This window comes from Moritella sp. PE36, from assembly GCF_000170855.1.
Classification (GTDB): domain Bacteria; phylum Pseudomonadota; class Gammaproteobacteria; order Enterobacterales; family Moritellaceae; genus Moritella.
Window position 1 is genome coordinate 1 of sequence record NZ_ABCQ01000084.1, and the last position, 12729, is coordinate 12729.

The window sequence follows — 12729 nt, forward strand, 5'->3', positions numbered from 1 at the left end:
TGATGGGGCTTTCCTAAAGTCGGATTACATAAATGCTTTAAAACAGCATGGTAAAGACCAGGCCAAGGTAATTGTTGAGAAACTTAATACGATTAAATCCTGATCATCAAAGTTTCAAAGTGATCAGCACCCGTGTGTTTCATTTGGGCTGTCACAAACTGGCCATTATTATTAATGGCCAGGAAAGCAGGATCAGTACTGAAACAGAGGCGCTGATTAGTTTTGAATTAACAGAACGATAGCTTTTAATTAGCAGATTGATAGTAAGGATTAAAAATCACTTAGTTTCCACCACAACGCCTTTTGATCTTGCTAGTTACTTTAAAGTGCCAACCTTTAACGTTTAGAACGTATTAAATATACCTATATGTTGTTATATTTATAGTTGATATAACCAAACCAGCTTGTATTTACAGATTAATTTATATTAACGTGAGATAAAATACTTGCATCTCGATTACATTTAAATTACATTGCCGTCATTAAATCGACCCGCTCGATTATTTTTCTTTTATATGGACTTTAAAATACAGTGATACAAACCATTAATCACACATTTCAAATTTCCCTACCGTACTTCTGATCTCTGATTAGCGCGAGCGCTTTACCGCTTTGCCTAAAATTTAGAATTTTCTATCTGTTGCTTAACGCAGCTTATCTGTTCGCTTGTTTTACTTGTCATATATGACGCGATTAAGCATTCGAATACGCATTTTTTTATTTAAAATTTGAAGAATGATGAAAAACCAAAATCCAAAACAAAATAACGATTGGTCAGATGTTTTTATACATCTAGATCCTAATGCTCAGCCGCATTACCTTAACGCTATCGAGCATTCTGCACGCGAGTTATCAGCGATGTTTACCGCTATTGACGCGCCGTATTCAGGGCTTGAACCTGCGCAGTTGAATGAGCAGATCATGGCGATGCCAATTGGTAACGCGCCGATTGCATCCTTGGCTGACATCATTTCAAACAATGTTAATCTCATTGGTAAAAACTCAATTATTGTGCAACACCCACACTGTATTGCGCATTTACATACGCCACCGTTAATTCCAGCGCTTGCTGCTGAAACGATTATTTCGGCATTAAACCAGTCGATGGATTCATGGGACCAAGCGTCTTCTGCTACTTACGTAGAACAGAAAATGACAGATTGGTTATGTGAACTATTTGGTTATAACCTGGAACAGTCAGCGACAAATAATGGCGCTGATGGTGTATTTACCAGTGGTGGTACGCAAAGTAATTTAATGGGACTATTATTAGCACGTGATCGTGCGGTAGAGAAGATCTCGGGTGAGAGCGTTCAAAAAGACGGCTTACCAAGTTACGCTAAAAAATTACGAATTTTATGTTCACAAACAAGTCACTTCACAGTGCAAAAGTCAGCATCGTTAATGGGACTAGGTGAACGCGCTGTAGTTACTGTAGCGACTGATGAGTTTGGTTGTTTAGACATTAACGAGCTAACTGCAACGATTGCTGACCTACAGTCTCAAGACTTGATCCCGTTCTGCGTTGTTGGTACTGCGGGTACAACCGACCTTGGCGCGATTGATGATCTACAAGCCATTGCGGCTATCAGCGAACAGCACAACATGTGGTTCCACGTTGATGGTGCATATGGCGGCGCATTGATCTTAAGCTCGCACAAAGACCGTTTAGCGGGTATTGAGTTAGCTGATTCGATTAGCACCGACTTCCACAAGTTGTTCTTCCAGCCGATTAGCTGTGGCGCATTATTGATCCGCGATAAACACAATTTTAAATACTTGCTGCATCATGCCGATTATTTAAATCGTGAAACGGATGAACTGCCAAACTTGGTGGATAAATCCATTGCCACGACTAAACGTTTTGATGCGTTAAAATTACTGATGTCTATGCAAGCCTTGGGGACAGATAAATTTGGTGCGATGTACGATCACCTCATTAGCTTAACGCAAGATGTAGCAGCGTTAGTAACAGCAACGGACAAGTTTGAACTGTTAGCGCAACCGCAATTAAGTACCGTGTTGTTTAGATACAACCATCTATCTACAAACAACGACGTCACGATTGAGCATGAAGAAGAAATCAGTGTGATCAATCAACGTTTACGTTTAGATCTGTTAACAGCAGGGCAAGCCGTATTAGGCGAAACCAAAATCAATGGTTATACCTGTCTAAAACTGACGATTTTGAATCCATGCTTGCAGTTAAGTGATTTTGAAAGCTTGTTTACCAAGATTGCTGATTTTGCTGCAGAGCAAGCTTATGTTAATAATTGATAGCAAATAAGCAGTGCTGAATAACGAAAAACAAATAGAACAGTGGTTGGTGTTTCTCGAATAAACCAGCCATTTAATAAATAACAAAAAAGAATAAGTTTAAGGAATAGATATGTCTGTATTACAAATTGGTGCTGGTGGTGTTGGTTGGGTTATTGCGCATAAATGTGCACAAAACAATGACGTGTTTGGTGATATCACTATCGCATCACGTACAATCGCTAAATGTGACAAGATCATCACTAGTGTGCACAACCGTGACAACTTAAAAGACAAGAGCCGTAGCTTAGTATCACGTCAAATCAACGTTGATAACAAAGAAGCACTTATTGCATTAATTGAAGAAGTAAATCCAGATTTAGTCATCAATGCTGGTCCTCCGTGGGTTAACGTAGCAATCATGGCAGCTTGTGTAGCAACGAAAACGGCTTACCTAGATACATCTGTAGCAACGGATCTATGTAGTGAAGGTCAGCAAGTACCAGAAGCTTACGATCCACAATGGGCATTCCGTGAAGACTTCGAAAAAGCCGGTATCACAGGTATTCTTGGTGCTGGTTTTGATCCTGGCGTAGTAAGCGTGTTCGCAACGTATGCTTACAAGCACTTGTTTGATGAAATCGATAGTATCGACGTAATGGACGTAAACGCGGGTGATCACGGTCAACGCTTTGCAACTAACTTTGATCCAGAAACAAACATGTTAGAGATCTTAGGCGATTCGTTCTACTTTGAAAACAAAGAATGGCACCAAGTGCCTTGCCACAGCCGTGTAATGGAATTTGATTTCCCAGTTGTTGGTCAGCAAAAAGTTTACTCAATGGCGCACGATGAAGTACGTTCATTAGCAGAATTCATTCCTGCAAAACGTATTGAATTCTGGATGGGTTTCTCTGATAACTACCTAAACTACTTCAACGTAATGCGTGACATTGGTTTATTAAGCCAAGTACCTGTTACAACAACTGACGGCATTACGGTTGAACCACTCAAAGTATTGAAAGCGATCTTACCGGATCCAACGTCACTTGCTGCTGGTTACACAGGTAAAACATGTATCGGTACTTGGGTACGTGGTACGAAAGGTGGCAAGCCACGTAGCGTATTCGTATACAACATCTGCGACCATGAAGAAGCATACAAAGAAGTTGAGCATCAAGCGATTTCTTACACTACGGGCGTGCCAGCAATCACTGCAGCATTACTTTACTTCCAAGGTAAGTGGAGCGACGTTGGTTTGTTCAATGTAGAACAGCTTAACCCTGATGACTTCTTAGACTTGATGCCTCGCATTGGTCTAACGTGGGAAGTTCAAGAGTTGGAATGCTAATAATGCCGGCTGCTAAAGCTATGCAAACAGAGGTGTCTAGCACGCCTCTGAAAACCCCTTATTTCATGATCCATGAAGATAAACTGCTGCGTAATCTTGAGATCTGCAAGCAGTTAAAAGATCTGTCTGGTGTGAAACTGGTGTTGGCGTTGAAGTGTTTCTCTACCTGGGGAACATTCAACACTATCAGTAAATACCTAGACGGTACAACCAGCAGTGGCCCGTACGAAGTACAGCTTGGTCACGAAACATTCCCCGGTGAAACACATGCTTATAGCGTGGGTTACAGCGAAGATGACGTCATTGCTGTGCGTGATATCGCCGATAAAATAATTTTTAACTCGGTATCACAACTTGAGCGTATGCAGCCTTTGTTGCCCGCTTCAAGCAGTGTTGGTTTACGCATCAATCCAGAAGTGAGCTATGCAGGACAGGATCTTGCCGATCCCGCGCGTGCTTATTCTCGTTTAGGGGTTAAACAAGCGGGGTTAACTGCGGAAACAGTGGCTAAACTTGATGGTTTGATGTTCCACATGAACTGTGAAAATAAAGACTTTGTTGCTTATAACAAGATCTTGACTACTATTTCAGAACAGTTTTCAGCACATTTGGATCAAGTTTCTTGGGTGAGTCTGGGTGGCGGTTTGTTTTTCACTTATCCTGGCTATCCGGTGGCAGAATTAGCATTAGCACTTAAAGCCTTTGCTGAAAAACACCAAGTACAATTATATCTTGAACCGGGTGAAGCGGTTATTACAGATACCACAGACCTTGTTGTATCGGTACTCGATATTGTTGAAAACGATAAGAAAACTGCGATTGTTGACAGTGCAACCGAAGCGCACCGTTTAGATACGCTTATCTATAACGAACCGGCGAGTTTTGCTGAAGCAACTGAAGATGGTCAGCACCCTTATATTATTGGCAGCTGTTCATGTTTGGCTGGGGATATATTTGGTGAAGCCAATTTTCCACAACCATTACAAGTTGGCGATCGTTTAACCATCAAAGATTCAGCAGGTTATACCATGGTGAAACTGAACTGGTTTAACGGCCTAAAGATGCCAAGTATCTACTATAAGCGTGTTGGTAGTGGTGGCGTTGATGGCGAACGTGTTGAAGGTAAAATAGAAACCCTGAATCAATTTAATTATCAGGATTTCAAGGCGACACTGGGCCAAGGGTAATCTTGCCAAGTGTAAGTAACAATATGACTGATACCTTTCACAAGGTGGCAATTATGAATAAAAGATCAAAGAAGGTTGGAAACGCCGTGAGCGAAGTTTTAAATTATGTGACAGAAATGAATAACGATAAACCAGTGACGCGCGCACCAGCGCCTGTTGCGTTAAATCTGACTTCGTTTCTTAGTCAGCCTGCACGCGTGCTGGCGACTAATAGCTATTTACAACGCCAAGAACAGCGTGAATCAAATGCTCGCAGTTATCCGCGTCGTTTGCCATTTGCGCTTAAACGCGGTCAAGGTATCTTTGTTGAAGATACTGAACAACAGATCTTTATTGATTGTTTAGCTGCTGCTGGTACGTTAGCGCTTGGCCATAGTCACCCAGATGTGACAACAGCTTTGATTGAAGCGGTGCAATCAGAAGTACCAATGCAAACGCTAGATCTGATGACGCCGATAAAAGATGAGTTTATGACTCAATTATTGGGTTTGTTACCGGGTAATATGGCTGACAATGCACGTATTCAAATGTGTAGCCCTTGCGGTTCCGATGCGGTTGAAGCGGCATTGAAGTTAGCTAAAATTGCCACGGGTCGTCGTTCAATTCTCGCATTCTCTGGTGCTTATCATGGCATGACGCATGGCGCGTTAGCGATGATGGGTAACTTAGGGCCGAAATCGGCACTGAGTATGACGGGCGCGGATGTGCAAATTATGCCATTCCCGTATGCACCTCGCTGCCCTTATGGCCTAGGTGAAGCAGGGATTAAGACCAGTCTTTATCAACTAGAGACCATGCTAACAGATCCGGAATCGGGTGTTGCTAAACCTGCCGCTATTATCGTAGAAGCAGTGCAGGGCGAGGCCGGTTCACTGCCCGCAGATCCTACTTGGCTTAAAGGCTTACGTGACATCACTAAACGTCACGGCATTTTACTCATCATTGATGAAATTCAAGCGGGTATGGGTCGTACAGGTAAAGTATTTGCATTTGAACATGCCGATATTGAACCGGATGTGATTGTAGTTTCTAAAGCGCTAGGTGGTGGCCAACCATTAGCCGCGATTATTTATCATAATGACTTTGATAAATGGAACCCTGGTGCACACGCGGGCACATTCCGTGGTAACCAGTTGGCAATGGCGTCGGGGTTGGTGGTTATGCGTCATCTTGCGCAAGAGCAACTGCATTTACATGCGGGTGCAATGGGCGCTAAGTTAAAACATGATCTAGAAGCGATTGACAGTAACGTTATCGGTGATGTGCGCGGCCGTGGTTTGATGTTAGGCATCGAGATTGTTGATCCTAATGGCGAACGTGATGTATTGGGTAACTTGCCACAAGATGGGCAACGTGCGAAAGAAATTCAACAAGCGGCATTACGTCGTGGTTTGATTATCGAATTAGGCGGCCGTTTTGGTTCGACTATCCGTATGTTACCGCCACTCATCATCCAACCAGAAGAAATTGATGTGGTTGTTGCTATTTTAACAGATGCGATAAACTCAGTTGGTTAGTTGGTTAGTTGGTTAGTTGGTTAGTTGGTTAAGAGTATAACCATGAATAAATAGGCCTTTAGTTCTGAACTAAAGGCCTTTTTTATAATTTAATAGTCATTTTTTGAGCTAACCATTGGTAGTGATATTGAGAATTATTAACATATGGTGTTAGTATACTAAATCGTTTTTAAGCCAGAGTTAACAGATTTGACTAATATAGCGTCAACTTTACCACCTAAACTACTACTATATATATTAAAAGCAAAGAATTATGGTGTTGAGTATCAGCCTATTATTGCGGTTGAAACACTTGAGGTTTTTGCTTATGAAGCTTTGTCTCGCTTTTATGACGAAGCAAACAATCCAATTCCCCCTGATCACGTATATAAAGCTTTGCATCATAATCCGTTATCATTATTTCAGGTGGAATTAGCACAGAAAAAATTACAGCTTAAACATGCCCCTAAAAATTTCAAATTATTCGTTAATTTAGATCAAGACTCCTATTTTGCTTATGGTGACGATGTCGCTGAGCAGTCGGTAATGGCGACGGAATTAAACCCTTTCATTCGATTGTTTTTAGAACATGGGGATAATGAAATAGTTGTCGAGTTAATTGAAAATTCTGAAATAAACGATGCTAAAATGAGCCTGAACATGATCAAGCTTATGGCGTCATATAATATAAGGACAGCGCTTGACGATATCTGTAATGAACAGTCTATGCTTTCGACCGCAGTATTAGAGCAAGTTGATTTTATAAAATTCGATCGTTTTGTGGTATTGAATAAACACAATTCAAGTTTTCTACTGCTAATTAAAGCGTTAATTTCTTACGCTGAAGAGGCCGGAAAGAAAACAATTTTGGAGGGGGTTGAAACGGATGAGGATCTGGCATTTGCAAAAGCATTAAATATTGATTATGTACAAGGCTTTCTATTTAAACAACAATTTGTATCTGCACCGAGTTTCGGCCTTTAATACATCGGCCCTTAAGATAAGTAAGGGCCTATCAAGTTACATAACTTAAGTATAAATACATCTTTGGAAATTTGTAGGTGCATTTTTTATTATTTAGCTATTTTTCATAAAACGTTGACGAAAGTTTTTAGGCGTTAACCCTATGATACGAAAAAATATCTTTCGACAGGCACCCGTATCCTCATATCCTACTTTATTTGCAATATACTCAAAAGAATAACGACTTGTTTCTAATAATTCACATGCTTTTTGTATTCTAAGACGCTGAATATATTCTGTTGGTTTATAACATGTCACTTTGTAAAATCGACGTAGAAAAGTACGAGAAGTGAGATTACATTGGAGTGCAAGGTCTGTGATCGTTGTATTTATCATGAAAGTTTGTTGCAAGTGTTGTTGCAGCTTAAGAATGACGATATCACCATGATTGAACGGCGGGTTGAATTGTTGATAGTATCGCTGTTCACGCTGGCCTGTATCGACGACTAACATTTTACCAATTTGTCTCATTACACTGGGATGAGAAAATTGTGCGATAAGTTCCAAGCCTAAGTCTAGCCAAGACATCATCCCGCCAGCGGTAATAATATTACCTTCATTAATCAATATTTTTTCGATTTCGAGCGTTACTTTCGGAAACATCGTTTTGAAATCGGGTTCAAGATTCCAATGTGTCGTCATTTTTTGTGTTTGTATTAATCCTGTTTCAGCGAGAATAAAGGCTCCTGCACACGCAGAAGTTAAGACCGCGCCTTGTTTATGTTGTCTTGATAGCCAGATTAATACGGCATTGTCTGGCTTAAGGTAAAAGTGATTACTGTTGGCAGGGGGTAAAATAACTATATCAAATGTTACATTATTAATGTTTGAAATATCCGAAACTTGCATTATTTTAGTGTCAAATTGAACATTAATATGTTGTTCACTGCAAGCTTGATTAGCAAGTTCGAACATTTCCTGTAAGCCATATTGTGCGGATTTAATACTCCCCGGATAAGCAAGAATCGTGATTGTAATTTGTCTATCTGTCATGGTATATACTTCGATTACCTAGCTCGTTACTTTATAGCATGTATTTCCAATGGTTGTCACTTTTAACCATAATTATGTCATTTGTGACTCTTATGGTTCGTTCATATTTACGACATAATTTGTCACATGAAACGTTAACTATAATCAGCGGTTTCGGATTTATTATTATTTCCAATACCGACTTTAAATAAGAGAGACAGTGATGACAATTGTAAATAAAACGGCGTTATTAGTAATCGATATCCAAAAAGACTATTTCCCTGGTGGAGCATATCCATTATGGCAGCCTGAAGAAACGGTCGTAAATACACTATCGGCGATGGCATTAGCGCAATCTCACGGGGTCGATATTATTCATGTACAACATGTCTTTGATACGCCAGCTCCTTTTTTTAATAAAGGCACTAAAGGGATCGAAATAGATCCTCGCATTTTACAAGCCGCACCTGAAAGTCCTATTGTTGTTAAATCTTTTGCAGATAGTTTTGAACAAACTAATTTAGAAGGGTTGTTAAAAGAGCGAGGTATTACCTCGTTATTAATTTGTGGGATGATGACGCATAATTGCGTAACGCACACAGCAATTTCAAAAGCAGCCGATAAATATGATGTTATCGTGATTACTGATTGCTGTACAACCATCGATGAAATGGTTCATAACATTGCTTTGTCAGGGATGTCGAATCGAGTCTCACAGAAAGCCGCAGCAGAAGCGTTTGCTGTATAATTGCAGATAATAAAAAACCACCTTAAAGCTATTCAAGGTGGTTTTTATTCTTTATATTTTTGTACTTATTTCAGTTTAAACTGACCAACAATCGCAACTAACTGTTCATTTGAACTGGCTAGATCACGTGTACTGTCCATGGTCTTCTCACCGTTCTGGGTAAGTTGATTTACCATGCCTTGGATCATGGTCATGTTACGGTTGATCTCTTCCGTTACTGAGCTTTGTTCTTCAGCAGCAGTTGCGATTTGAATACCAAGATCATTAATCTGCATGACAGAGTTAGTCATTGAATCTAGGTTATCATTAACACTTGCCGTGGTCGTCGCTGTTTGCTGACAACTGGCTTTAGTGATGTCCATTGCACGAACAACCATATCAGCGCCATTGCGTAAACGTGTAAGCATCTCGTTAATTTCAGAGGTACTTTGCTGTGTGCGTGCTGCAAGAGTTCGAACTTCATCTGCTACAACGGCAAAACCACGGCCTTGTTCACCTGCGCGGGCTGCTTCAATCGCAGCATTTAATGCCAGTAAGTTAGTCTGGTCTGCAATTTCACCAATCACACTCAATACAGTGCTGATCCTATCGGTGTCTTCATTCATTGTTTGAATGTTGAGTGCCATCGCTTCAACTTCATTAACTAAGTCAGCAACACCGTGCACTGCGCCTTCTACAACCGTTTTTGATTTGCGTGCCTCGTCTGCAGATTGCTGAGTAAAGGTTGCAGATTGTGCCGCATTTTGGGCAACGCTGTCAGCGGTTGAACTCATTTCTGTTATCGCTACAACAACCTGGTCTGTTTCACTAGCATGGTCGATTAGTACTGTATTATTGTGCTCAGTCTGCGTTCTAAGTTGCTCAATGCCTGCTGAGATATGGTCTGTTGATTGTGATATCTCTAACATCATCTCTTGTAAGTTGCTCACGAATCGATTCACTGCTTCTGCAATTTGGCCCAAGTCATCGTTACTGTTTACAGTTAGACGCTGGGTTAAATCAGCATTGCCTTGGGCAAGGTCTACAATTGTCGCTTTTAACGCCAGAATTGGACGGTATAATCGATTAAGTGCGGCATATACAATAGCGGATGCAATAAGGATAAGCAGTAGGGCGCTTAATACGCTTTCTTCTAATAGTTCTTGTACTGTCGCGTAATGTGCTGACTGATCAATGGTGATGACTAAATGCCAGCTCATTGAGTCATCAAGTTTAATGCTTTCAAAGTAACTCACTTTATCTGCACCATTAACAGTGAAGTTTGTTACACCTTCATCTTTACTGAGTATCTCTTGTTGCAGTTGCGCATAGCCCATATCGTCAGATAACTTACTTTGTCCTGGGTTGCGGATCCGCTCTGTTGACGCGATTGTAGTACCTTGGTTATCGTGTAAGCTTGTTACTGCATTGGCAAATGCAGATGCACGAACCATCTCATTTAACACACCTAACTCGATATCGGCAAGCAGTACACCTTCAAGTTGGCCATTTTTATAAAACGGGGCCGCAATACTAATAAGTAATTGTTTTGTTAGTGCATCTTTATACATTGCAGTTACAACTGTACTGCGTTTTTGTTGAGCAAGGGTATACCAATCACGCGTGCGGGGATCATAACTAGCTAAATCTCGTTTCCCACTTGCAGCGCCATAAGAGCGGCCATCGGCAAAACCAACCACTATGTCACTGGCTTTAGTGGCTGCGGTGATTTGTCGTACCATTAAGTGTATCTGTTCGTCACTACGTGCTTGGGAAAAATCGGGTGCCGTTGCAATCAACCCGTCTTTAATGGTTTGGAACCAAGTATTAATTTTTTCCGATGTGGTATCAGCTTTTAATATAGAGTAATCGTTGATATTACTCGACATCGAAGAAGATAACTGGCGGTAAGAAAAGAAGTTAGAAATAGTTAATGTTGTTATTAACAGGAGAATAATGACAGATATTATTCTCCCTTTAAAACTTGATAGAAAATCCACGTGTATTTATACCCTTTAATGGTTAAAATTATTGCTATTTAGCTGATTTGCCAATGTATATTTAGTTAAAGGCAATTTTTTATATTCTATCATTCACATGAAAGTGCGGGTAGGGTTTTATGGGTGTTTATAGCGCCAATATTGGCATTAAATGCTTAACTATTATTTAAGGTCAAGCTTTACAGCTGCGCAGTGCCATAAAGATTGATATTTTATATTGCGGTTACTTTAATTTAAATTGACTAACGATGGCCAATAATTGTTCATTGCAACTTGCTAGATTACGCGTACTGCCCATGGTTTTTTCGCCATTTTCAGTTAATTGATTAACCATGCCTTGGATCATCGTCATATTACGATTTATCTCTTCGGTTACTGAACTTTGCTCTTCTGCCGCTGTTGCTATTTGGATGCCTAGATCATTGATTTGCATCACTGACTCGGTCATTGAATCGAGGTTATCATTAACACTTGCCGTTGTGACAGCCGTTTTTTGGCAGCTTGCTTTGGTAATATCCATCGCGCGTACAACCATGTCTGCACCGTTACGTAGACGTGCAAGCATCTCGTTAATTTCGGACGTGCTCTGCTGTGTTCTTGCTGCAAGTGTGCGTACTTCATCTGCGACTACCGCAAACCCACGGCCTTGCTCACCGGCGCGAGCTGCTTCGATTGCGGCATTTAGCGCTAATAAATTAGTTTGATCTGCAATTTCACCGATAACACTCAATACAGTGCTGATCTTATGGGTGTCTTCATTCATAGTTTGAATGTTTAGCGCCATTGCGTCAACTTCATTAACTAAGTCAGCAACACCGTGCACAGCACCTTCGACAACCGCTTTTGATTTATATGCTTCATCGGCACTTCGTTGTGTGAATATGGCTGATTGTGCGGCACTTTGGGCTACACTGTCGGCGGTTGAACTCATTTCAGTTACCGCGACAACAACTTGGTCTGTTTCACTCGCATGTTCGATGAGTACCGTATTGTTATGCTCTGTTTGGGCTTTTAGTTGTTCAACACCCATTGAGATATGCTCAGTTGACTTCGATATTTCTAACATCATGCGTTGTAGATTACTGACGAATGCATTCACTGATTCAGCAATCTGTCCGAGGTCGTCACGGCTATTCACATCTAAGCGTCGTGTTAGGTCTGCATCCCCTTGTGCTAAGTCAAAGATAGTTGCTTTTAAAGCCAAAATAGGACGATATAAGCGTGATAGGGCGATAAATATAATAACCGAAGCAAAAATGACAAGTAGTACATTTATTATGATCGCGTTATTCAAACTGTTTTGAACAGGTAAGAAGAGTACTGATTTATCAATAGTAACAACAATTTTCCAGCTTGATTTATCATCTAAGTGTAACGTTTTATAGTAAACAATTTGGTCAATACCATTAATAACTAATTGAAATGTACCCGTATTATTTTGAAATATGTCTCTTTGAAGCGCAGTGTAAGCATTACTATAAGACTGCATTTTTTCACCAACAACTTCTCGTTCATTCGTCGATGCGATTGTCATGGTATTTATATCATACAGACTCGTAGTTGCCCCAAAGAATGCAGATTTATTGATCATATCTTCAAGCATGTTTAAGTTAATGTCAGCCAATAGCACGCCTTTGAATTGACCGTTTTCATAAAATGGTTCTGCGATGCTAATAATTAACTCACCAGAGATTGAATGCTTATAAATGTCGGTAAT

9 protein-coding genes are annotated in these 12729 nt (G+C 40.5%); 6 read left to right on the top strand and 3 right to left on the bottom strand.

Going from position 1 to position 12729, the window contains the following annotated elements; translation table 11 throughout:
* Positions 1-735: 735 nt before the first annotated feature.
* The 5 genes from PE36_RS22590 (at position 736) to PE36_RS22610 (ending at position 7274) form a co-directional block, all read left to right on the top strand.
* Positions 736-2277, top strand: a complete 1542-nt coding sequence (locus tag PE36_RS22590; RefSeq protein ID WP_006034441.1) for an aspartate aminotransferase family protein — start codon at positions 736-738, stop codon at positions 2275-2277.
* Positions 2278-2389: 112 nt separating this feature from the next.
* Positions 2390-3607 (top strand): carboxynorspermidine synthase, encoded by a 1218-nt coding sequence (locus PE36_RS22595; RefSeq protein WP_006034442.1) that lies wholly within the window; start codon positions 2390-2392, stop codon positions 3605-3607.
* Between the two features lie 2 nt (positions 3608-3609).
* Entirely contained in the window at positions 3610-4794 is a 1185-nt protein-coding gene (nspC, locus tag PE36_RS22600; protein ID WP_043994994.1) for a carboxynorspermidine decarboxylase, read from the top strand.
* Positions 4795-4847: 53 nt separating this feature from the next.
* A complete protein-coding gene (locus tag PE36_RS22605) occupies positions 4848-6311 on the top strand; it encodes a diaminobutyrate--2-oxoglutarate transaminase family protein (protein WP_043994995.1) in 1464 nt (487 codons plus the stop codon).
* Positions 6312-6500: 189 nt separating this feature from the next.
* On the top strand, positions 6501-7274 hold the full coding sequence (locus PE36_RS22610; protein WP_006034445.1) for an EAL domain-containing protein: 774 nt from the start codon (positions 6501-6503) through the stop codon (positions 7272-7274).
* A gap of 93 nt (positions 7275-7367) precedes the next feature.
* Here the strand turns inward: PE36_RS22610 and PE36_RS22615 are convergent, their stop codons facing one another.
* Positions 7368-8306: a GlxA family transcriptional regulator gene (locus PE36_RS22615; RefSeq protein WP_006034446.1), complete on the bottom strand. Its 939-nt coding sequence runs from the start codon at positions 8304-8306 to the stop codon at positions 7368-7370.
* 202 nt (positions 8307-8508) lie between these two features.
* On the opposite strand from PE36_RS22615, the gene PE36_RS22620 reads away from it, so the two are divergent.
* Positions 8509-9033, top strand: coding sequence for a cysteine hydrolase family protein (locus PE36_RS22620; RefSeq protein WP_006034447.1), 525 nt, complete (start codon positions 8509-8511; stop codon positions 9031-9033).
* 65 nt (positions 9034-9098) lie between these two features.
* Here PE36_RS22620 and PE36_RS22625 read toward each other — a convergent pair whose 3' ends face one another.
* Positions 9099-11012 (bottom strand): methyl-accepting chemotaxis protein, encoded by a 1914-nt coding sequence (locus PE36_RS22625; RefSeq protein WP_043994996.1) that lies wholly within the window; start codon positions 11010-11012, stop codon positions 9099-9101.
* Between the two features lie 223 nt (positions 11013-11235).
* Positions 11236-12729 (bottom strand): methyl-accepting chemotaxis protein (locus PE36_RS22630; protein WP_006034449.1); only part of this gene is annotated, 1494 nt, incomplete at its 5' end.

Bases quoted from the DNA above. Each gene is read 5' to 3' on its own strand.
- PE36_RS22595 (WP_006034442.1), top strand. From the start codon at position 2,390: ATGTCTGTATTACAAATTGGTGCTGGTGGTGTTGGTTGGGTTATTGCG.
- nspC (WP_043994994.1), top strand. From the start codon at position 3,610: ATGCCGGCTGCTAAAGCTATGCAAACAGAGGTGTCTAGCACGCCTCTG.
- PE36_RS22615 (WP_006034446.1), bottom strand. From the start codon at position 8,306: ATGACAGATAGACAAATTACAATCACGATTCTTGCTTATCCGGGGAGT.
- PE36_RS22620 (WP_006034447.1), top strand. From the start codon at position 8,509: ATGACAATTGTAAATAAAACGGCGTTATTAGTAATCGATATCCAAAAA.
- PE36_RS22605 (WP_043994995.1), top strand. From the start codon at position 4,848: ATGAATAAAAGATCAAAGAAGGTTGGAAACGCCGTGAGCGAAGTTTTA.
- PE36_RS22590 (WP_006034441.1), top strand. From the start codon at position 736: ATGATGAAAAACCAAAATCCAAAACAAAATAACGATTGGTCAGATGTT.